At 72.4% G+C, this 19,858-nt stretch carries 19 protein-coding genes; 12 read left to right on the top strand and 7 right to left on the bottom strand.

Annotation, left to right across the window (positions count from 1 at the left end):
• From IIE03_RS07635 to IIE03_RS07610, 6 genes are all read left to right on the top strand, one after another.
• The gene (locus IIE03_RS07635; protein ID WP_192862141.1) at positions 1-333 is read left to right on the top strand and encodes a PadR family transcriptional regulator; all 333 of its coding nucleotides are present in this window, start codon (positions 1-3) and stop codon (positions 331-333) included.
• Positions 334-410: 77 nt separating this feature from the next.
• Positions 411-1,316 carry an HAAS signaling domain-containing protein gene (locus IIE03_RS07630; RefSeq protein ID WP_192862140.1) on the top strand — a complete coding sequence of 302 codons (906 nt, stop codon included), beginning with the start codon at positions 411-413 and terminating at the stop codon, positions 1,314-1,316.
• 107 nt (positions 1,317-1,423) lie between these two features.
• Positions 1,424-1,912, top strand: a complete 489-nt coding sequence (locus IIE03_RS07625) for an NUDIX hydrolase (protein WP_192862139.1) — start codon at positions 1,424-1,426, stop codon at positions 1,910-1,912.
• Between the two features lie 122 nt (positions 1,913-2,034).
• Positions 2,035-3,711 carry an ABC transporter substrate-binding protein gene (locus IIE03_RS07620; protein WP_192862138.1) on the top strand — a complete coding sequence of 559 codons (1,677 nt, stop codon included), beginning with the start codon at positions 2,035-2,037 and terminating at the stop codon, positions 3,709-3,711.
• A gap of 76 nt (positions 3,712-3,787) precedes the next feature.
• Positions 3,788-4,831, top strand: a complete 1,044-nt coding sequence (locus IIE03_RS07615; protein ID WP_192862137.1) for an ABC transporter permease — start codon at positions 3,788-3,790, stop codon at positions 4,829-4,831.
• A gap of 8 nt (positions 4,832-4,839) precedes the next feature.
• The gene (locus IIE03_RS07610) at positions 4,840-5,754 is read left to right on the top strand and encodes a carbohydrate ABC transporter permease (protein WP_192862136.1); all 915 of its coding nucleotides are present in this window, start codon (positions 4,840-4,842) and stop codon (positions 5,752-5,754) included.
• Positions 5,755-5,818: 64 nt separating this feature from the next.
• Here IIE03_RS07610 and IIE03_RS07605 read toward each other — a convergent pair whose 3' ends face one another.
• Positions 5,819-7,405, bottom strand: a complete 1,587-nt coding sequence (locus tag IIE03_RS07605) for an alpha-L-fucosidase (protein WP_192862135.1) — start codon at positions 7,403-7,405, stop codon at positions 5,819-5,821.
• Positions 7,406-7,516: 111 nt separating this feature from the next.
• Here IIE03_RS07605 and IIE03_RS07600 point away from each other — a divergent pair, with 111 nt between their 5' ends.
• Complete coding sequence (locus IIE03_RS07600) at positions 7,517-9,493, top strand: thioredoxin domain-containing protein (protein ID WP_192862134.1); 1,977 nt, start codon at positions 7,517-7,519, stop codon at positions 9,491-9,493.
• Here IIE03_RS07600 and IIE03_RS07595 read toward each other — a convergent pair.
• Positions 9,453-9,755, bottom strand: a complete 303-nt coding sequence (locus IIE03_RS07595) for a hypothetical protein (protein ID WP_192862133.1) — start codon at positions 9,753-9,755, stop codon at positions 9,453-9,455. The two genes, IIE03_RS07600 and IIE03_RS07595, sit on opposite strands and share 41 nt — an antisense overlap.
• An 81-nt stretch (positions 9,756-9,836) precedes the next feature.
• Positions 9,837-10,709 (bottom strand): oxygenase MpaB family protein, encoded by an 873-nt coding sequence (locus tag IIE03_RS07590; protein ID WP_192862132.1) that lies wholly within the window; start codon positions 10,707-10,709, stop codon positions 9,837-9,839.
• 210 nt (positions 10,710-10,919) lie between these two features.
• Between IIE03_RS07590 and IIE03_RS07585 the strand changes: the two genes are divergently transcribed.
• Positions 10,920-11,768: an alpha/beta hydrolase gene (locus IIE03_RS07585; RefSeq protein ID WP_192862131.1), complete on the top strand. Its 849-nt coding sequence runs from the start codon at positions 10,920-10,922 to the stop codon at positions 11,766-11,768.
• Positions 11,769-11,852: 84 nt separating this feature from the next.
• Here IIE03_RS07585 and IIE03_RS07580 read toward each other — a convergent pair whose 3' ends face one another.
• Positions 11,853-12,464, bottom strand: coding sequence for a TetR/AcrR family transcriptional regulator (locus tag IIE03_RS07580; RefSeq protein ID WP_192862130.1), 612 nt, complete (start codon positions 12,462-12,464; stop codon positions 11,853-11,855).
• Between the two features lie 154 nt (positions 12,465-12,618).
• On the opposite strand from IIE03_RS07580, the gene IIE03_RS07575 reads away from it, so the two are divergent.
• The 3 genes from IIE03_RS07575 to IIE03_RS07565 are packed head-to-tail and all read left to right on the top strand — an operon-like array spanning position 12,619 to position 16,087.
• On the top strand, positions 12,619-13,704 hold the full coding sequence (locus tag IIE03_RS07575) for an LLM class flavin-dependent oxidoreductase (protein ID WP_192862129.1): 1,086 nt from the start codon (positions 12,619-12,621) through the stop codon (positions 13,702-13,704).
• Positions 13,701-15,173: an FAD-binding oxidoreductase gene (locus IIE03_RS07570; protein ID WP_192862128.1), complete on the top strand. Its 1,473-nt coding sequence runs from the start codon at positions 13,701-13,703 to the stop codon at positions 15,171-15,173. The genes IIE03_RS07575 and IIE03_RS07570 overlap by 4 nt, the downstream gene beginning before the upstream one ends.
• Complete coding sequence (locus tag IIE03_RS07565) at positions 15,170-16,087, top strand: LLM class flavin-dependent oxidoreductase (protein ID WP_192862127.1); 918 nt, start codon at positions 15,170-15,172, stop codon at positions 16,085-16,087. Before IIE03_RS07570 ends, IIE03_RS07565 begins: the two co-directional genes overlap by 4 nt.
• On the opposite strand, the gene IIE03_RS07560 is transcribed toward IIE03_RS07565, so the two are convergent.
• Genes IIE03_RS07560 through IIE03_RS07550 form a run of 3 tightly spaced genes read right to left on the bottom strand, consistent with a single transcriptional unit; the run spans position 16,069 to position 18,697 of the window.
• Positions 16,069-16,494: a hypothetical protein gene (locus IIE03_RS07560; protein WP_192862126.1), complete on the bottom strand. Its 426-nt coding sequence runs from the start codon at positions 16,492-16,494 to the stop codon at positions 16,069-16,071. The two genes, IIE03_RS07565 and IIE03_RS07560, sit on opposite strands and share 19 nt — an antisense overlap.
• A gap of 2 nt (positions 16,495-16,496) precedes the next feature.
• Entirely contained in the window at positions 16,497-18,065 is a 1,569-nt protein-coding gene (locus IIE03_RS07555) for an alpha/beta hydrolase family protein (RefSeq protein ID WP_192862125.1), read from the bottom strand.
• Positions 18,062-18,697: a hypothetical protein gene (locus IIE03_RS07550; RefSeq protein WP_192862124.1), complete on the bottom strand. Its 636-nt coding sequence runs from the start codon at positions 18,695-18,697 to the stop codon at positions 18,062-18,064. Before IIE03_RS07550 ends, IIE03_RS07555 begins: the two co-directional genes overlap by 4 nt.
• A 395-nt stretch (positions 18,698-19,092) precedes the next feature.
• Between IIE03_RS07550 and IIE03_RS07545 the strand changes: the two genes are divergently transcribed.
• Positions 19,093-19,797, top strand: coding sequence for a class I SAM-dependent methyltransferase (locus IIE03_RS07545; RefSeq protein ID WP_192862123.1), 705 nt, complete (start codon positions 19,093-19,095; stop codon positions 19,795-19,797).
• Positions 19,798-19,858: the final 61 nt, after the last annotated feature.

Below are 19,858 nucleotides of genomic sequence, written 5' to 3'. Positions count from 1 at the left end.
ATGACCGAGGAGCGCATCGCCACGAACCTGCGCAAGGGAGTGCTCGAGTACTGCGTGCTCGCGCTGCTCTCGCACGGCGAGAAGTACGGCCTCGAACTGGCCGGCGAGCTCATCGCACGGGAGCTCATCGCGAGCGAGGGCAGCCTGTACCCCCTGCTGGCCCGCATGCGCGAGAACGGGCTCGTCGAGCCCCGCTGGGACTCGTCCGGAACCGGCCGCCCCCGCCGCTACTACGCCATCACCGATCACGGCACCGAGCAGCTCACCACCTTCACCCGGGTGTGGACGTCGCTCGGCGCCCAGGTCGACGACCTGCTGGAGGGATCCCGATGACCACGACGACCACAGGGACGACGACCACAGGGACGACGACCACAGGGACGACGACCACAGGGACCACGAGCGCCACCATGACCGAGAGGACCACGATGAACGCGATCACCGAGGACGCCTACCTGCGCGACGTCGGCAAGCGCCTGCGGGCGCTCACCCCCGAGCAGCGCGACGCGGTGCTCGACGACGTCCGGGCCCACTTCGCGGAGGCGGCGGATGCGGGCCGCTCCGCCGAGCAGGCCGCGGAGAGCCTCGGCGACCCGGCGGAGTTCACCGCACGGGTGCGGGCCGAGCTGGGCCACGATCCCGCCCGGGTCGACCGGATGCGGCGCACGCTGCTGTGGATCGCGACGGGCGTGGCGGTCTTCGCCGCCATGTTCGCCGCGTTCTGGCGCCCGGACGACTCCCTCCCGATGCCGAACAGCCAGTTCGAGGTGCACGGCTTCGGCATCGTGCTGTGGTACCTGATCCCGGCTCTGATCGCGGCGCTCCCGGTGCTCGCGTCCGTGCGCGCCCGGGCGGTCTTCACCGGAGCGGTCGCCATCCTGCTGACGGCGGTGTGCCTCGCCTTCCCCGACGGATGGGTCTTCGCCCCGGTCGCGGTGCTCGCATGGGCCGCGCTCGGCACGCCGGTCGTCGCCCGCCACGGGCGGCCCGCGGCCGGCTGGCGCATCACCATCGGCACCCTCACCGCCGTGCCGGCGATCGCGACCCTCGCCGGCGCACTCGTCGGCAGCTTCGGCATCGACATCTGGGGCGTCCTCATCGTCGCCGCCTCGGTCGGCGTCGGCGTGCTGATCGCCGTCGGCACGCCGTGGGCCGGCATCGTCCTCGCCGTGGGCGGCGTGGCCCTGCTGATCGAGTCCGCGCTCAACCCGGGGTACCTCACCCTCGCCGTCTGGTGGGCCGGCGGGCTGTTCATCGCCGTGGGCGCGAGCCACGCCCTCGCCCACTCCCGCCCGCGCACCCCCTCACGCGGGTAATACACCGGCGCGCGGCCACGATCCCGCCGGGAGAGCGGCACGGCCCCGGGCGAAGCCGTCCGGCGCCGTGCCGCGCCTCGCCCGTCATCGGGCGCGAGACTGGGCTCATGACGACGACGAGCGCAGGCCTCCTGTTCTACCGCCGACTGCCCGGCGCCGGGCTCGAGGTGCTGCTCGGGCACATGGGCGGACCGTTCTGGGCCCGCAAGGACGCGGGCGCGTGGACCGTGCTCAAGGGCGAGATCGATCCCGGTGAGGAGCCCCATGCCGCGGCGCTGCGCGAGGCGGGCGAGGAACTCGGGCTGGAGCTGCCGTCGTCGTCGGCTCCGGACCTCGAGCTGGGCGAGGTCCGCCAGCGCGCGGGCAAGAGGGTGTTCGCCTGGGCGCGCGAGTGGCCCGCGCCGGTGCCCGACCTGACGCGGGTCGCCGGCAACACCGTCGAGATCGAGTGGCCGCCGCGCTCCGGGCGACGCCTGGAGATCCCGGAGATCGACCGCGTCGCGTGGTTCACGCCCGACGACGCGCGGCGCCTGGTCGTGAGCGCGCAAGCCGCGTTCGTCGACCGCCTGGAGAACGCCGTCGCCGAGAATGCTTGACGGCGCCTGCGCTTGGTTCTAGTTTAACGCTACACCTCCCGGATGGGAGGTGCCGCCGCTCGAACGCGCGAGGCGGCACGGTCCCGGTCGACAGCGCCCGGGACGGTTCTCAAGGGAGAGACATGAAGCGTGAACCGACCGCGCGGCCCCTCGGCCGCGCCGCACGGCGCCTGACGGCGCTCGCCACCGCGACCGCACTGACCGGCCTCGCGGCCTGCTCCGGGGGCAGCGGAGGTGACGACCCGGCCGGAGACCTGAACGACGCCGGGGCCATGAGCGGCTACGCCGCCGACACCACCTTCCGGGCCACCGAGCCGGTCGAGTTCTCGATCCTCTGGACCGACTGGCCCGAGTCGCCCGTCAAGGACTCCTGGGAGATCTTCGACGAGATCGAGGAACGCACCAACGTCTCCCTCGAGCTGACCCACGTCCCGTTCAGCGACCACGTGGAGAAGCGCAGCCTTCTCATCAGCGCCGGGGACGCACCGGACGTCATCCCGCTGGTCTACACCGGCGAGGAGCAGCAGTTCGCCGCATCGCAGGCCGTCCTGCCGATGAGCGACTACGTGGAGCACATGCCGAACTTCCAGAAGTACGTCGAGGAGTGGGACCTCGGCCAGATGATCGACAACCTGCGCCTGGCGGACGGCAAGTACTACATGGTGCCCGGGTTGCAGGAGGTGTCCGTCCCGACGTTCACGCTGCTCGTGCGCGAGGACGTGTTCGACGAGGTCGGTGCCCCGATCCCGGAGACGTGGGACGAGCTGCGCGGCGCCCTGGAGAAGATCAAGGCGGAGCACCCCGACAGCAAGCCGCTCGCCGACGGGTTCGAGGGCGGGTCGATGCTGAACTACGCGGCGCACGCGTTCGGCACGGTCGCCGGCTGGGGCTACGGCAACGGCACCTTCTTCGACGAGGAGAAGGGCGAGTTCGTCTACGCCGGCGCGTCCGACGAGTACCGCGACATGCTCGAGTACTTCCACGGACTGGCCGAGGACGGCCTCCTCGACACCGAGTCGTTCACCGCGACGAACGAGGGCGAGGGCACCGTGACGGAGAAGTTCGCGGCCGGAGAGGTCTTCGCCGCCTCCGGCGCGGCCGGGACGGTCCAGGAGTTCTCCACGGCGCTCGACGCGACGGACGCGAAGGGCACGTACGAGATCGTCCAGATCGCTCCCCCGGGCGGACCGGCCGGGCAGGTCGTCGAGCCGCGCAACTTCTGGCACGGCTTCATGCTCACCGCCGAGACGAGGGACCATCCCAACTTCCTCGCCCTGGTCCAGTTCCTCGACTGGCTCTACTACAGCCCCGAGGCGCGCGACCTGCTGCGCTGGGGTGTCGAGGGCGAGACCTTCACGAAGTCGGACGACGGCGAGTACACCCTGGACCCCGAGTACTCGCTGAAGTCCTTCAACATCAACCTGGACGGGGATACTGACATCGGGGAGGACCTCGGCTACTCCAACAACGTCCTGTCCGACTCGACCGAGTCCCGTGCCCTCAAGGAGTCGTACAACTCGCCGCAGTACGTCGAGTACATCGACTCCGTGCTCTCCACGCGCACCCCGCGCGACCCCTTCCCGCCCGCACCGCTGGACGAGGTCGAGCTCGAGCAGGCGTCCCTGCTGGCGACGCCCCTCAAGGACACCGTCGACACGAACACGCTGAAGTTCATCATCGGCGACCGCCCGCTCAGCGAGTGGGACGCGTACGTGGCGGAGCTCGAGGCGCAGAACCTGCAGGGATACCTCGACCTGATCAACGGCGCCTACGAGCGCTTCGCGCAGGAGAACGGCTGACCTGTCGAGTGATCCGGGCCCGGTGGGACGGCGTCGCCCCTCGACGTCCCACCGGGCCCTCCCTGGAGGCGTGGGCATGACACACACACATGACGGAGCCGACGGCGTGCTGGTCGCCGACGGCACGGCGGAGCGGGCACCGGCGCGGCCCGCCGCTCCTGAGGGGAGGCCCCGCTCCGCACCGCGCAGAGGTCGCGGCGGGCGCACCCCGTCGGCGAAGGTGCCGTGGCGGAAGGCGTTGCGGCGCGACGGCGTGCTGTACCTGATGGCGTTGCTGCCGATCGTCTTCCTGCTCGTCTTCCGCTACCTGCCGATGCTGGGCAACGTCATCGCCTTCCGCCGGTTCCGTCCCGGCGACAGCATCTTCGGCGAGGAATGGGTCGGGCTCCGCTACATCGAGCTGTTCATCAACGACCCGACGTTCTGGAAGGTGTTCGCCAACACGGCGATCCTGGGCGGGCTGACCCTCGCCGTGACCTTCCCGCTGCCGATCGTGCTGGCGCTGCTGCTCAACGAGATACGCAAGAAGGCCTTCAAGCGAGTGGTCCAGTCGATCACCTACCTCCCGCACTTCCTGTCGATCGTGATCGTCGCCGGCATGGTCATGCAGCTGCTCTCCGTGCAGGGCACCGTGAACCAGATCATCGGTGCGCTGGGCGGCGAGGCGATCCCGTTCCTCGAGCGAGCGGAGTGGTTCCGCACGATCTACGTCGGCTCGGAGGTCTGGCAGACCGTCGGATGGGGAACGATCCTCTACCTCGCCGCCCTCACGACGATCGACAGCTCGCTCTACGAGGCGGCCCGCATCGACGGCGCGAACCGGTGGCGCCAGACCTGGCATGTCACCCTGCCCGGCATCCGGCCCACGATGATCACCCTGCTGATCCTCAACATCGGCGTCTTCCTCAACGTCGGGTTCGAGAAGGTGCTCCTGCTGTACACGCCGCTGACCTACTCGACGGCCGACGTCATCTCGACGTACCTCTACCGCGTCGGCCTCGTGTCCAACAATCTCAGCTACGCGGCGGCGATCGGCCTGTTCCAGGCATGCATCGGCCTCGTCATGGTCCTGTCCGCGAATCTCATCTCGCGGCGAGTGGTGGGAGCAAGCCTGTGGTGACCTCAGTGATGAATCCCGTCCGCCCCGGAGGCGGGGTATCGGTCGGCCCCCGCGACACCGTGGGGTACCGGGTGTTCACCTGGCTCAACACGATCACCCTGGTGGTGATCTGCCTCGTCACGCTCTATCCGTTCGTCACGCTGCTGGCGCAGTCGTTCTCCAGCGCGGGGGCGATCAAGGCGGGACTGGTCAACGCGGTCCCGGTCGGGTTCAACCTCGAGACGTACCGCGCGGTCATGCGCGACGGCGGGTTCTGGACGAGCTACGGCAACACCGTCCTGTACACGGTCGTCGGGACGGCCATCGCGATGGTGCTGACGACGACGTTCGCCTACGTGATCTCCAAGCGGCACCTGCGCGGGCGCAACGTCCTCATCGGCATCGCGGTGTTCACGATGTTCTTCAACGGCGGCATCATCCCGAACTACGTCCTGATCTCCGCCCTGGGCATGAAGAACACGATGTGGGCGATCGTCCTGCCCGGCGCGCTCTCGGTGTTCAACCTCCTGGTGATGAAGGCGTTCTTCGAGAACCTGCCGCGGGAGGTCGAGGAGGCGGCGCAGATCGACGGGCTGGGCTGGTTCGGCATCTTCACGCGCATCGTCCTGCCCCTGTCGAAGGCCATGATCGCCACGATGGTGCTGTTCTACTCGGTGGCCTACTGGAACGACTGGTTCGCCGCGTTCCTGTACGTCGACCGGAACGAGCTCTTCCCGCTGTCGCTCTACCTGCGCAATCTCATCGCGGGAGCGTCGACGACGACGGCCGCGAGCGCGGCGGCCGCCGGCACGACGACCGACGTCATCTCCGCGAACATCCAGGCGGTGGCGATGATCCTGGCGATCATCCCGATCCTGTGCGTCTACCCGTTCGTGCAGCGGTACTTCGTGTCCGGCGTGATGCTCGGCTCGGTCAAGGGCTGACGTCGGAGGTCGGGGGCCGACGTCGGACGCCGGGCCGGCGGGATCGCCGCCGGCCCCGACTCGATCACGCCAGGTCCGGGGCGGGAGCGGGCGCCGACGTCCCCTCGTGGATGAAGTCGTGCCGCGGCTGCACGGTGCGCGGCTCGAGGTGGATGCGGATGGCGACGCCGGGCAGGTCGGCGTGATGCGGGCCGATCTCGACCTCGAGCGCGTCGGGGGTTCGCCGCCAACGCGGCGGCTCGGGGTGGCCCAGCACCTCGACCCCGGCGATCTCGTCGGTCAGCAGCCCGAGGTCGCTGCCCCACGACCGCACGCGGGCCACCCCCGACTCGGGCCGGCGCAGCAGGATGGCGTACAGCTGCTCGCCCTGGTGGTCGACGCGGCGGGTGAAGCGGATGTCCCGCTCGGTGTACGCCGTCGGTCCCTCCACGAACGAGCCCTCCACGACGCGCGTCGGGCCCTCCGCGGCGACGATCCAGGGCCGCGTGCCGTAGATGGCCTGGCCGTAGGCGCCGAGCCAGCGGCCCAGGCCGCGGGCGAGCTCCACCTCGCGTTCGTCGAACGTGCCGTCCGCCTTCGGGCAGAAGTTCAGCAGCAGCACGCCGTTCTTGGCGACGACGTCGGCCAGCTCGGCGACGAGCTCCGGCAGTTCCTTGTAGTCCTGGTTCGGGTGCCAGCTCCACGAGTTGCGCGAGACGGAGGTGTCGTTCTGCCAGGCCTCGGGCTGGATCCGGGCCTTGGCCCCGCGCTCGATGTCGTGCACGGCGCTGCCGGGCGCGAACGCGTCCCATTTGTACTCGATCACGACCTCGACGCCCCACTCGGCGGCGCGGTTGTAGTAGTACGCCGCGAGGCGCCGGCGGTAGGGCTCGAAGGCGGGCTGCTCGATCCACCAGTCGAACCACAGCACCTGCGGCCGGTAGCGGTCGATGATCTCGACCGTGCGCAGCAGCCAGTCCTCGAGGAACGCCTCGTTCGGCGCGGTCTCCTCGCGCTGGGCGGGCCCGTAGAAGTCGTGCACGCGCGGGTCGAGCACGTCGGAGTCGAAGCGCGTGCCGGGGTTGAGGAAGAACCAGTGCTCGGCGCGGTGGGTCGAGGCTCCCGCGACCATGCCCGCGCGGCGGGTCGCGGCGGCGAGGTCGCCGTACACGTCGCGCCGCGGGCCCATGCGCGCCGCGGTCCACCGGGTGCGCGCGCTGTCGTACATCGCGAAGCCGTCGTGGTGCTCCGCGACCGGCACGATGAACTGGGCGCCCGCGGTGCGGAAGAGCTCCGCCCAGGCGTCCGGGTCGAAGCCCGACATGTGGAAGTCCGGGATGAAGTCCTTGTACCCGAACTCGCGGTGCGGCCCGTAGGTGGCGACGTGGTGCTCGAACTCCGGCGTCCCCTCGCGGTAGGCGTTGCGGGGGTACCACTCGGAGCCGTAGGCGGGCACCGAGTAGACGCCCCAGTGGAGGAAGATGCCGAGCTTGGCGTCGTGGAACCAGCGGGGCGGCCGGTAGCCCTGGAGCGACTCCCAGTCGGCGGAGAAGGGCCCCTGGGCGACGACGTCGTCGACCCGGCGCAGCGCCTCGCGGTTGTCGGAGACGTCGACCGGGTCGGGCAGGGTGCTGAGGTCGAGTGGGGTGGGGCGCGCGGAATGATCGGACAACCGAGTCTCCAAACGGGAGCATCAACAATCAGTGAGGCAGCTTGTGAGCCTATTGCTCCGACCTTTGCCCGGTCAACACCCGGGCGCGGCAGGAGATGCCACGCTGGAGACATGCCGAACCGTCTCGCGACCGCCACGAGCCCCTACCTCCTGCAGCACGCGGACAACCCCGTCGACTGGCGGGAGTGGGGCGACGACGCGTTCGCCGAGGCGCGGCGCCGCGGCGTGCCGGTCCTGCTGTCCGTCGGGTACGCGGCGTGCCACTGGTGCCACGTCATGGCGCACGAGTCGTTCGAGGACGCGGCGGTGGCCGCGGCCGTCAACGGCCGGTTCGTCGCCGTGAAGGTCGACCGCGAGGAGCGGCCCGACGTCGACGCCGTCTACATGGCCGCGACGACCGCGCTGACCGGGCAGGGCGGCTGGCCGATGACCTGCTTCCTCACGCCGGACGGCGAGCCGTTCCACTGCGGCACGTACTACCCGCGCGAACAGTTCCTCACGCTGCTCGACGCGATCACGGAGGCGTGGACGCGGCAACGCGACGCCGTCGTGCGGCAGGGGACGGCGATCGCGGACGCCGTCGCGCGCAGGTCCGCGCCGATCACGCCCGAGGCGCTCGACCCCGCCGCCCTCGACCGCGCCGCGCGGCTCGTGGCGCGCGACGCCGACCAGGTCCGGGGCGGTTTCGGCGGCGCCCCGAAGTTCCCGCCGTCGATGACGCTCGAGCACCTCCTGCGCCACCATGCCCGCACCGGCGACGCGGAGTCGCTGCGCATCGTCGAGCGCACGTGCGAGGCGATGGCTCGCGGCGGCATCTACGACCAGCTCGCGGGCGGTTTCGCGCGCTACGCGGTGGATGCCGACTGGGTCGTGCCGCACTTCGAGAAGATGCTGTACGACAACGCCCAGTTGCTGCGCGTCCACCTGCACCTGCACCGCGCCACGGGCTCGCCGCTCGCCGAGCGCGTCGCGCGCGAGACCGCGGCCTTCCTCCTGGCCGACCTGCGCACACCCGAGGGCGGCTTCGCCTCCGCGCTCGACGCCGACACCGACGGCGTCGAGGGACTCACCTACGTCTGGTGGCCCCAGCAGCTCCGGGAGATCCTCGGGCCCGACGACGGCGCCCGGGCCGCACACCTCCTGTCCGTCACCCCCGAGGGCACGTTCGAGCACGGCGCCTCGACCCTCCAGCTGCGCGAGGACCCTGACCCGGACTGGTGGGCCGCGGTGCGGTCGCGGCTCGCCGGGGCCCGGGCGGCGCGGCCCCAGCCGGCACGCGACGACAAGGTGGTCACCGCGTGGAACGGCCTGGCGATCGCCGCCCTCGCCGAGGCGGGAGCCGTGCTCGGCGAGGGCGCGTACGTGGCGGCGGCGCGCGAGTGCGCCGAGCTCGTCCTGCGGCTCCATGTCGTGGACGGGCGGCTGCGGCGCGCCTCGCGCGGGGGCGTCGTCGGTGCGGCACCTGGCGTCGCCGCCGACCACGGCGACCTCGCCGAAGGGCTCCTCGCGCTGCACCAGGCGACAGGTGAGCCGCGGTGGCTCGAGGCCGCGGGCGATCTGCTCGACGTCGCGCTCGCCCGCTTCGCCGACGACGCCGGCGGCTTCTTCGACGTCGCCGACGACGCCGAACGCCTCCTCAGCCGGCCGAAGGACCCCACCGACGGACCCGAGCCCGCGGGACAGTCGTCGCTGGCCGGCGCGCTGGGCACCTACGCGGCGCTGACCGGCTCGACCCGCCACCGCGAGGCCGCCGAGGCAGCGGTGACCGCGGCGGGCGGGCTCGTGCGGCAGGCGCCCCGGTTCGCGGGATGGACGCTCGCCGCGGCGGAGGCACTGGCCGCCGGCCCGCTGCAGGTCGCCGTCGTCGGGCACGACGACGCGGAGCGCGCCGCGCTCGAACGGGTGGCACGACGCGCGACGACGCCGGGCCTGGTGATCGCCGTCGGCGAGCCGGACGCCCCGGGCGCGCCCCTGCTCGCCGGCCGGCCGCTCGTCGACGGACGCGCGGCGGCCTACGTCTGCCGCGGCTTCGTCTGCGACCGCCCGGTCACGACCCCCGAGGACCTCGCCGGGGCGCTCGGGGCGTGACTGTCGAGGGCCACACCACACACCACTCGGCGGGGTCGATGACCGTGAGCCCCAGACCGTCGGCGACCTCCTTCATGTGGATGTCGTGCATGACCACCGTGATCCCGTCCGGCGCGAGCAGCGTGGCCCTGCCCGGGTAGATGGCGTCGAGGGAGCGGAGGTGCTTGCCCGGGCTGATCGTCGAGACGGCGCGGACGGCCTTGCTGCCGGGGTCGTCCAGGATCATGCGCAGTGCGATGGACGAGTCGATGTAGGACGACACCTCAGTGGTCGCCCTTGGACTCGTCGATGAGCTGATCCGGCGAGAGGCCCGGATCCGGTGGTCCGCGAGCGACTTTCGCCGTCAGGGACCGCTCGGGACCGCCGTCGTGCCGAGGCTCCAGCGGATGGCGCCGACGGCGATGCGGCCGGCCAGGCGTGACGCGGCGCCGTCCAGCCGGCGGTGCAGGCCGAGCTCCGTCCGGGCCCACGCGGGGAGCGTGGTGACCGCGCCGGCGGCGAGGAGCGCGTACGGGAGGCGGACCGGGCCGGGGAGGGGTGGCTCGTGGAGCAGGAACCGGACCGTGTCGAGGGCTTCCGGCGTGGCGCGCAGCTCCGGGCGGTAGGCGTCGAGGCAGGCTGCCAGGTCGGCGACCGTCTCCGGCACGTCCCGCGCGCCCACGGCCCGCGCCACCCGGCCGAGCTGCGCCACGTACTCGTCGGCCTCCGCCGGTCTCAGGCGGCGGGCGCCGAAGTGCTGGTGCGCCGTGAGGAACGAGTCCGCCTCGGCGGCGTGCACCCAGGTGAGCAGGTGCGGGTCGCTCGCGCGGTAGGGGACGCCGTCGGACGTCTTGCCGCGGACGCGCTCGTGAACCGCGCGGACGCGGTCGACGGCGGCCTGCGCCTCCTGCGCCGTGCCGAAGATCGTGGACGCGAGGAAGGTGGAGGTGCGGGCGAGGCGTCCCCACGGGTCGCTGCGGTAGCCCGAGTGCCCGGCCACACCCGCCATCGCCAACGGGTGCAGCGACTGCAGGAGCAGGGCCCGCAGCCCGCCCGCGAAGGTGGCGGCGTCCGCGTGCACCACGCGTGCCGCGCTGCCGGGCGGGAACCAGCGCGGTCCGGGCGTGAGGTGGATGCGGTCGCGGGTGGCGTAGCCGTCCTGCCCGGCCACCTTGAGGAAGATCGTCTCGCCCACCCGCACGCGGACCCGCTCGATCGGATTGGTCACGGCGGACATGGCACCATTGTCGCGCGGCGGTGGCCGTGCCCGGGCTGCTTCTGTCAGGTCGCGGTTTCCTCGCGGCCCACGCGACCGCAGCACCGGCGCGGACCGTCCGCGCACGTGAGGGTCCGGCGGGCGCCGCGTTCGCCGACAACCCGATCGAGAACCGGACCGTCCGCACGTGAGGTCTGGCGGCGGCGGGGACCGGCGGCGGACCATGGGGGCATGGCGGAGGCGCGGCGCGTGGTGCGGGCGGCGGCCGTGACGGTCGGCGTCCTCGTCGGGGTCGCCGGGGTGGTCGTCGGCGGGGCGTGGCTCGGGCAGGACGCGCTCGTGTACCACCCCGATCGCTCGTCACCGGGGCAGGCGGCACGCGCGCTCGACGGCGGCGTCGATGTCACGCTGGACACCGCGGACGGGCTCGAGCTGGCGGCCTGGTTCGTCCCGCCCGCGCCCGAGGCGCGCGACCGGGACGTCGCCGTCCTGGTCGCGCCGGGCAACGGGAGCAACCGGCTCGGACGCGCCGGCCTGGCCGCGCTGCTCGCGGAGCGCGGGTTCGCGGTCCTGCTGCTGGAGTACCGCGGGTACGGCGGGAACCCCGGCCGCCCGACCGAGGCCGGGCTCGCGCTCGACGCGCGGGCGGCCCAGATCGCGCTGGCGGAACGCGGCCATCCGCTCGAGCGGACGATCTACTTCGGCGAGTCGCTCGGCGCCGGGGTCGTCACCCGCCTCCAGTCCGAGGTCCCGGCCGCCGGCCTGCTGCTGCGCTCGCCGTTCACCTCGCTCGCCGATGCCGGCGCCCGCCACTACCCCTACCTGCCGGTCCGGGCGCTCCTGCGGGACCGGTACGAGGTCCTCGATCGCGTGGCCGCGACACGGGTCCCGGTCACGGTCGTGCACGGCGAACGCGACGACATCGTGCCGCCGGAGCAGAGCCAGGCCGTGGCGGACGCGGCACCACGGCTGGTCGAGCACGTCGTGCTCCCCGGGGTGGGGCACAACGACGCCGAGATGTTCGGCCCGGCGGTCGCGGACGCCGTCGTCCGCCTCGCCGACCACGCCGTCGGCCGATGATCGGGCTGCCGCGGCCCCCTCGGCCGATGCGGTGGAACCACGTGGTCGTGGCGCCGGCCTCGTGACCGGAGCCGCGTCCGTCTTCTACCCGAGGAGGCGGTCGACGAGGTCGGTCCACCCCGCGGTGATGCGCTCCTGCGACATCCCGCGCTGGGCGCGCAGATGCGCGAGGAGGGCCGGGTCCAGGGAGGCGAGCAGCGTCTCGGTGAGAAGCTCGGTGTCGCCGCCGGTCTCGGCGGCGGCCAGCAGGCCCGAGATGTGCCGGGCGTACAGGGCCCTCGGCGGGTCGTCGGTGTAGCGGCGGTCCGGGGGCAGCTCCGCCGCGAGATACAGGTCGCGGTACCGGAGGTGGTGCTCGATGAGTCCGGCGCCGAAGGCCCGGAGGCGATCGGTGGGCGGAGCGCCGGGGCCGAGGGGCGGCGGGCCGGAGATGAAGGCCTCCTGGAAGGCCCGCCCCGCGTGGTCGAGGAGGGCGAGCATCAGGCCGGCCCGGTCCCCGAAGCGGCGGTAGACGGTGCCCTTGCCGACCGCGGCGCCGGCCGCCACCGCGTCCATCGTCACGTTCGCCGCGCCGTGCTCCGCCACGAGCCGGGCCGCCACGTCCAGCAGCCGGCTGCGGTTGCGGGCCGCGTCGGCGCGCTCCCGCGGCGGCTGACCGGCGACGGGAAGCAGCACCGGCGGCGTGTGTGCGCTCATACCCGCGAGCGTAGGCGACCGGCGCGAGCAGGGCGACGGGCGCCGGGAACATATCCGGACCACAGTCCGTTACGCTTCCCGTACAACCGGACTACGGTCCGTATCCGCGTGTCGGGCATCCCCGGCCGCGTGCGAGACCAAGGGAGAGGCGGGCATGGAGCTCGGCATTGCAGTCTTCGGGGACGCGAACGCGCACCCCGTCACCGGCCGGCGGATCTCGGAGGCGCAGGCGATCCGCGACATCGTGGAGGTCGCCACCCTCGCCGAGGAGGTCGGCCTCGACTGGTTCGGCGTCGGGGAGCACCACACCCCGGAGTTCCCGGCGTCGGCCGCGGCGCCCATCCTCGCGGCCGTGGCCGCGCGCACCTCGCGGATCAAGCTGTCCAGCGCCGTCACGGTGCTCGGCACCGACGACCCCGTGCGCGTCTACGAGCAGTTCGCCACGGTCGACGCGATCTCCGGCGGCCGCGCCGAGATCATCGCCGGACGCGGTTCGTCGACCGAGTCGTTCCCGCTCTTCGGGTACTCGCTGGAGGACTACGACCGCCTCTTCGGCGAGAAGCTCGAGCTCCTCATGGAGATCAACCGCACCGACCGCGTGGTGTGGAGCGGCACGACGCGACCGCCGCTGAACGGCGAGTACATCCCGCCGCGCGCGGAGCACGGCCCGATCCCGCTCTGGCTCGGCGTCGGCGGCACGCCGGGGTCGGCGGTGCGCGCCGCGCAGCTCGGGCTCCCGCTGGCGTCCGGCCTGCTGGGCGGCAGCATCACCGGCAGCGCCAGGATCGCCGACCTGTACCGTGCCGCCGCCGCCCGGCTGGGGACACCACCGCAGCGGACCGCGGTGATGCTGGGCACCCCTGGCTTCGTCGCCGAGGACGGCGCCGCCGCCCGGGAGACCTGGTGGCCGCACTTCCACCGGTTCATGACGACCGTCGGCGACCAGCGCGGCTTCCCGCCGCCGTCGCGCGCGTCCTACGACGAGAGCACCGGCCCGGACGGCGCCCTGCTCGTCGGATCGCCCGAGGAGATCGCCGAGCGCATCGTCCGCATGCACGAGCGATGGGGCCACGTCCGGCAGTTCATCCACATGGACTGGGGCGGGCTGCCCCTCTCCGACCACCTGCGCGCGGTCGAGCTGTTCGGCACCGCCGTCAAGCCGCTCGTCGACGCCGAGCTCGGCCACACCCCGGTCGACCAGATCCTCGGCCGGAAGAACCACGAAAGGAACGACAGATGAACTCGGAGCTGGGGATCGTCCCCGATTCCTCGGCACGCGCCGCGAGCGGCCCGGCCCCCGGCAGGCTGCGCAGCGCGAGCGCCCGGGCGATGCGCCGCCCGGGCATCGACTACGACGGCGTCCCCGGGTCCCTGCGGGAGGGCGTGGTCGAGCCCGGCGACAGCGAGTACCTCGCCGTGAGCTCGAACTACCTGCGGGGCGGGGCGCCCGGCATCGTGCTGCGCCCCGAGACCCCAGGACAGGTGGCGGACGCGCTCGCGTTCGCGCGGCGGCACACCCACCTGCCGCTGGGCGTGCGGAGCGCGGGACACGGCGTGAGCGGCCGCTCGACGAACGACGGCGGCGTGGTGATCGACGTCGGCCGGATGAACCGGATCGAGGTGCTCGACCGAGACCGGCGGCTGATCCGCATCGGCCCGGGAGCCACGTGGAAGCAGGTGGCCGCCGCGCTGGACCCGTACGGCTGGGCGCTCGGTTCGGGGGACTACGGCGGGGTCGGCGTGGGCGGACTCGCCACGGCGGGCGGCATCGGGCTTCTCGGACGCGCGCACGGCCTCACGATCGACCACCTGCGGGCCGTCGATCTGGTCCTCGCCGACGGCAGCCAGGCCCGGGCCTCGGCCGAGGAGAACCCCGAGCTGTTCTGGGCCGTCCGCGGGGCGGGCGCGAACTTCGGCGTCGTCACCGCCTTCGAGTTCGAGGTGTACGACGTCGCGGAGGTCGGCTGGGCCAAGCTCACCCTCGTCAGCGACGACATCGAGAAGTCGCTGCTCCGGTTCGGCGAGGTCGCCACCGGCGCGCCCCGCGACACGACGGTCTTCCTCGTCACCGGGCGCCCGCGCCAGGGGCGGTCGATCGTCCAGCTGTTCGCGATCGTCGACTCGCCCGACCCGGCCGTCGTCGCCGAGCGGCTCACGCCGTTCCTGGACCTCGGAGCGCTCGCGCAGCAGGAGGTGTTCGTGACGCGGTACAGGGACATCATGGGTCAGGCGCACGACGTCGGGCCCGACGGCCACCAGGGCCGGGGCGAGCCGGTCTCCCGGTCGGCGTTCCTGCCGGCCATCACGCCGGAGTATGCGCGCGACACGGCCGAGCTGCTGCGCAGCGGCCGCGTCCACTTCTTCGAGCTGCGCCCCATGGGCGGCGCGATCGCCGACGTCCCCGCCGGGGAGACGGCGTTCGCGCACCGCACGCCCGCGTTCCAGGTGACCGCGATGGGCGCCGATCAGGTAGACCTGAACGCACGCTGGGACGCGCTGGCGGACCACTTCGACGGCCTGTACCTCAGCTTCGACACGGACCGGCGGCCCGAACGCCTGGACGAGGCCTTCCCGCCGCCGGTGCTGGAGCGGCTGCGCGAGCTCAAGCGCCGCTACGACCCGCACAACCTCTTCCGCGACAACTTCAACATCGATCCCCGCACCGGCCACGAGGCCGTGGGCGCGGGCCGGACGGGACGGAACTCATGACCGACTACGGACACGACCTGCTCTTCGGAACCTTCACGACGCCGAGCGCCCAGGGCGCGCAGCACGTGCTCGACCTGGCCGTCACGGCCGACCGCGCGGGGCTGGACCTGGTGACCTTCCAGGACCACCCCTACCAGCCCGCGTTCCTGGACACCTGGACACTGCTCGCCTACGTGGCGGCCCGCACCGAGCGCATCCGGGTCAGCGGGAACGTGCTGAGCCTCCCACTGCGCCCGCCGGCGGTGCTGGCCCGCGCCGCGGCGTCGCTGGACGTCCTGAGCGGTGGGCGCTTCGAGCTGGGCCTGGGTGCCGGGGCGTTCTGGGACGGCGTCGCGGCGATGGGCGGGCGCAGACTCACCCCCGGGCAGGGCGTGGAGGCGCTCCGCGAGGCGATCACCATCATCCGCGACGTCTGGGACACCGAGGCGGTCGGCGGGGTGCGCCAGGACGGCCGGTACTACCAGGTCGTCGGTGCCAGGCGCGGCCCGCGGCCCGCGCACGACATCGACATCTGGGTCGGGTCGTACAGGCCGAGGATGCTCGCGCTGACCGGCGCCATGGCCGACGGATGGCTGCCCACCATCGAGTACCTGCCGCGGGGCGTCGCCTCGCTGCCCGGCCTGAACGCCCGGATCGACGAGGCGGCCGAGGCCGCCGGGCGCTCGCCGCGGGACGTGCGGCGGCTGATGAACTTCATGAACGTGAGCTTCTCGCCCGACGACGACGGCCTGCTCGCCGGGCCGCCCGCCCGGTGGGTGGAGCAGCTGGCGGACCTGGCCCTGACCCATGGCGTCACGGCCTTCTTCATCGGCGGCGACGACGCCGGGGCGATCGAGCGGTACGCGGCCGAGGTGGCCCCGGCCGTGCGCGAGATCGTCTCCCGCGAGCGGGGGCACTACGGCTCGATGCCGTAGTGCTCGCGGACCTCGCGGACGGTGGGAATGCCGTTGAACCCGAGCTCGCGCAGCCCGATCGTGGCTTCCGTGCCGTCCTCCAGGTAGTAGTCCTGCGGGGTGGCCCACTGCGGATCCATCTCGGGTTCCGCGGCGATCGCCTGGAGGACGGCCTCACCGATCGCCCGTGCGTCGTCGGGGTCGTCCGTCGCCAGCTGGACGTCGACGCGTTGCCAGCCGCCGCCGAACTGCTCGCTGCAGTCGATCTCCACGGATGTGACGCCGTCCACCGCGCCGATGACCGTGGAGTACAACTCCGTGCACCGTTCCGTGCCCGGGGCGCAGCCGGCGAGTCCCGCGACCAGGAGGCCCAGCGCCGAAACGGCGGCCAGACGGGGGGCCGAGCGCGTCGCGCGTTCTCCGGTCACCTTCAGCTCCTCCGTCCGACGCCGATGTCCACGGCACTCGTGCTCGACGCGTTCCCGACCGCCGCGTCGTCGTTCGGAAGGGTAGCGGGATCGAAGAGGAAGCCGCTGTCCCGTAAGTGCTCCTCGTAGGCGAGAAGCCCGGGGTCGGTGCTCGAGCCCAGCGACGTGTCGTAGTCGCCGGTCCCGTGGCTCTGCCCCGCGTCGTAGATCGGCCCGGGGTTGTCGAGCGTGACCTCCGTGTGGTTCGCGCCGGCCTGTTCCGTGCCGCTCGGGAACGGGACGAGCGGGGCGAGCGGGTTGAAGAGGCCGTCACCCATGTCGAGCCGGGGTACGACGTCGTACTCGTGCTGCACCTCCAGCATGTTCACGCCGGGGTCGACGTGGTCGCTGTCGATCGGGGATCCGAAGACCATCGCGTTCGTCACGTTGTACTCCGACACGAAGTCGGAGTCCGAGACGAGGTCGGCGACCGTCATGCCACCCTGCGAGTGGCCGACCAGCATGACCTGGGCGTCCGGCGGGATGTCCGCGTTCTGCATGGCGAGCTCGACGGCCTCCGTCATGGTCGAGGTGCCGCCGCCCGCCGTGACGAGATTCCCCGTCAGGTCCATGGCGTTGTCTCCGGCTGCCGGGCTCCACGCCTCGGTTCCCGGCACGCTCACGATGACCCGCGGTCCGTCCTCCGTCTCGATGGTGGTGACGCGCACCGTCCCGTCACCGGCGTCGTACGCGTCCTTGACGCCCCCGGCCAGGTCCTCGATGCCGTAGGGGACCGTCAGCTCGTCGTCCCGCACGGGCTGCGGGTCGCCCGCGTACGGCTCGCCGTCGTCGAACAGGTTCAGGTCCACGAGGCCCGCGGTGCCGGTCGTCAGGCTGGTGTCGATCAGCGCGCCGCCGAACAGCACACCCGAGGCGATCACCTCGGTGGTGCGCGGCCACTCGCCGTCGAGGATCGAGCCACCCGTGGCGTCCCAGAGCTGACCGCCGGCGTCCCCGAGGTTGCCGTAGCCGTCCCCGAGCGTCGTCGCCGTCTCCGAGACCCAGCTCCCGACGTCGGAGGCGGTGTCCGTGAACCAGTCACCGAGGTCGGTGGCTCGGTCGGAGACCCAGCCGGCGCCGTCGGACACCTGGTCGCCGACCCGGACGACGCCGTCGCCGACGTCGTCCAGGCGGTCTCCGAACCAGTCGAACACACCGCCGTCGTCGACCTGGATCGGGCCGGTGGCACTCGCCCCCGCGAACGGGCTCTCGGCCTGGACCGAGCCGCTCGCGGTCACGCCGGCGAAGGGGCTACCGCCGTACGCCTCGGTGGTTCCCTCCTGCTCGTCGGCATTCCGGGCGGCCGTGTCGCCCGCGCCGCGCAGGGCGTCCGCCGCCTGCGTCAGGGACGGGGCAAGATCGCCCGACCACAGGTCGCGCATCTGGTCGACGTTCGCGCCCCAGCCGTCGAACCCGGACACCACGCCGTCGACCAGGTGCCGCGCGGCCTCGAGTCTCCCGGCCGACTCCGCGAACCTCCCCGACAGCTCCCGGACCTGCTCGATGTCCTGGCCCCACAGGTGCTCGCTCACCCCGCCGCCTCCTGGCGGGTGGTGGCGTCGACGGCGCCGGTCAGGGCCCACCGCAGCTCCTTCGCGACGGAGCCCGCGGGCCGCTCGACGAGCCGCAGTTCGTCGCCGTCGGCGCGCACGTCGATCAGCTGGTCCTCGACGACGGACCACAGCCGGCCCCACACCATCACCGGCACGTCGCCGCCGCACCAGGCCTCGACCTGCACGCAGAGGTTGCACTCCTCCCGGCCCAGGAGCCGCTGAGCGTCGTCGACGCCCAGGGCCAGCGGCCGGTCGCCCTCCACGGCGGCCGACGCCGGCGCCCGGAGCAGTTCCTTGTCCGGCAGGGTCCGGGCGAGCGACCGCCACAGCTCGTCCGGTCCCGTGAACGTGATCTGGGCTCCCGGCTCCGCCCGGATCTCGCCCTCGACGGACGCGATGCGCTGCGCCACGATCACGCTCTGCCCGCCGACCATCGTCAGCCGGGACCACACGCCGCGCTCCCCGGCGGTGGTCACGAGCAGAGCCCTGACGGGCGCGTCCAGGTGGTCCGCGAAGATCCCGGCCACGCTGTCCGTCGCGCCGGCGCGTGCGGCGCGCTGAAGCCGCCGCCATTCCTCGGTCTCGACCCGCAGGGTCCTGGAACCGGGCATCCGGGAGCCTTTCCTCGCTGGAATTCGCTCTTTCCGCCAGGAAGGTATCCGGTGCCCGGCAGGAATGCCATGAAAGTCGGTGGGGGACTTCTGCCCTTGCGCAGGGCGGTGGAATACGAAAGGGCCGTGCGGGGGCGTCAGGTGCCGCGGAACTTCAACGAATACCGGGCACCAGGACCGCCACGGCAGGGCTCGCCCGGGCGGATGATCTCCGGGTTTCCCGCATCAACATTTCAGGCAGGGCTGAAATGACGTGAACAATGTCTGAACAATACCCGTCGGACTCAGGAACTCTCGCGTGTACCCCTGTCGACGGCGGCTGAGGACCGAGCCGCCACCGCGATCCGACCCGATAGCGTCAGGCGGGACACGGACCGTCCAGCCGAGGGGACCCGATGAAGGCCGACCACTACGACGCGTTCGCTGCCGGCTATGACGCCGAGAACGCCGGAAGCTTGCTCAACGCCTGGTACGAACGACCAGCCATGCTCCGTCTCGCCGGCGACGTGCGCGGCCGCAAGATCCTCGACGCAGGCTGCGGCTCCGGACCGCTGTCGGCCGAGCTCCGCCGCCTCGGCGCCGACATGACCGGGTTCGACGGCAGCCCCGCGATGATCGAACTCGCCCGCCGCAGGCTCGGCGACGACGTACCGCTGACCGTCGCGGACCTCGCACAGCCGCTGCCCTATGCGGACGACGCCTTCGACGACGTCGTCGCCTCCCTGGTCCTGCACTATCTGGAGGACTGGCACCCGCCGCTGACCGAGCTGCGCCGCGTGCTCAAACCCGGCGGGCGGCTCATCCTCTCCGTCAACCACCCGCTCGTGCGCCCCTTCTTCTTCCCGGACGAGGATTACTTCGCCATCCGGCAGTTCTCGGAGGAGTACGAGTTCGCGGGTCGGCCGGGGACGCTGACGTACTGGCACCGACCCCTGCACGCGATGACCGACGCCTTCACCGCCGCGGGGTTCCAGATCGCGTCCGTGGCCGAACCCGCGCCGTCCCCGGACACACCGGCCGAACTCCTCCCGCCGCGCCTCGCGAGCGGAGAGAGAAGCGCCTTCGTGTCCTTCATCTTCTTCGTCCTCGAGGCTCGCTGAGATCCGCGTGATGCCACCGCTCGTACTGGACGCGATGCCGAGCCGCCCGCTCGTCGATGAG

Source organism: Myceligenerans pegani (assembly GCF_014892515.1).
GTDB lineage: Bacteria > Actinomycetota > Actinomycetes > Actinomycetales > Cellulomonadaceae > Myceligenerans > Myceligenerans pegani.
The sequence above is the reverse complement of the archived record's forward strand: the minus strand, read 5'-3'. Positions and strand labels throughout refer to the sequence as shown.

What these genes read in the sequence shown, in the direction of transcription:
- IIE03_RS07630 (WP_192862140.1), top strand. Translation starts at nt 411, where the DNA reads ATGACCGAGAGGACCACGATGAACGCGATCACCGAGGACGCCTACCTG.
- IIE03_RS07580 (WP_192862130.1), bottom strand. Translation starts at nt 12,464, where the DNA reads ATGAGCGCACACACGCCGCCGGTGCTGCTTCCCGTCGCCGGTCAGCCG.
- IIE03_RS07585 (WP_192862131.1), top strand. Translation starts at nt 10,920, where the DNA reads ATGGCGGAGGCGCGGCGCGTGGTGCGGGCGGCGGCCGTGACGGTCGGC.
- IIE03_RS07600 (WP_192862134.1), top strand. Translation starts at nt 7,517, where the DNA reads ATGCCGAACCGTCTCGCGACCGCCACGAGCCCCTACCTCCTGCAGCAC.
- IIE03_RS07635 (WP_192862141.1), top strand. Translation starts at nt 1, where the DNA reads ATGACCGAGGAGCGCATCGCCACGAACCTGCGCAAGGGAGTGCTCGAG.
- IIE03_RS07565 (WP_192862127.1), top strand. Translation starts at nt 15,170, where the DNA reads ATGACCGACTACGGACACGACCTGCTCTTCGGAACCTTCACGACGCCG.
- IIE03_RS07545 (WP_192862123.1), top strand. Translation starts at nt 19,093, where the DNA reads ATGAAGGCCGACCACTACGACGCGTTCGCTGCCGGCTATGACGCCGAG.
- IIE03_RS07615 (WP_192862137.1), top strand. Translation starts at nt 3,788, where the DNA reads ATGACACACACACATGACGGAGCCGACGGCGTGCTGGTCGCCGACGGC.
- IIE03_RS07575 (WP_192862129.1), top strand. Translation starts at nt 12,619, where the DNA reads ATGGAGCTCGGCATTGCAGTCTTCGGGGACGCGAACGCGCACCCCGTC.
- IIE03_RS07620 (WP_192862138.1), top strand. Translation starts at nt 2,035, where the DNA reads ATGAAGCGTGAACCGACCGCGCGGCCCCTCGGCCGCGCCGCACGGCGC.
- IIE03_RS07610 (WP_192862136.1), top strand. Translation starts at nt 4,840, where the DNA reads ATGAATCCCGTCCGCCCCGGAGGCGGGGTATCGGTCGGCCCCCGCGAC.
- IIE03_RS07625 (WP_192862139.1), top strand. Translation starts at nt 1,424, where the DNA reads ATGACGACGACGAGCGCAGGCCTCCTGTTCTACCGCCGACTGCCCGGC.
- IIE03_RS07590 (WP_192862132.1), bottom strand. Translation starts at nt 10,709, where the DNA reads ATGTCCGCCGTGACCAATCCGATCGAGCGGGTCCGCGTGCGGGTGGGC.
- IIE03_RS07550 (WP_192862124.1), bottom strand. Translation starts at nt 18,697, where the DNA reads ATGCCCGGTTCCAGGACCCTGCGGGTCGAGACCGAGGAATGGCGGCGG.
- IIE03_RS07570 (WP_192862128.1), top strand. Translation starts at nt 13,701, where the DNA reads ATGAACTCGGAGCTGGGGATCGTCCCCGATTCCTCGGCACGCGCCGCG.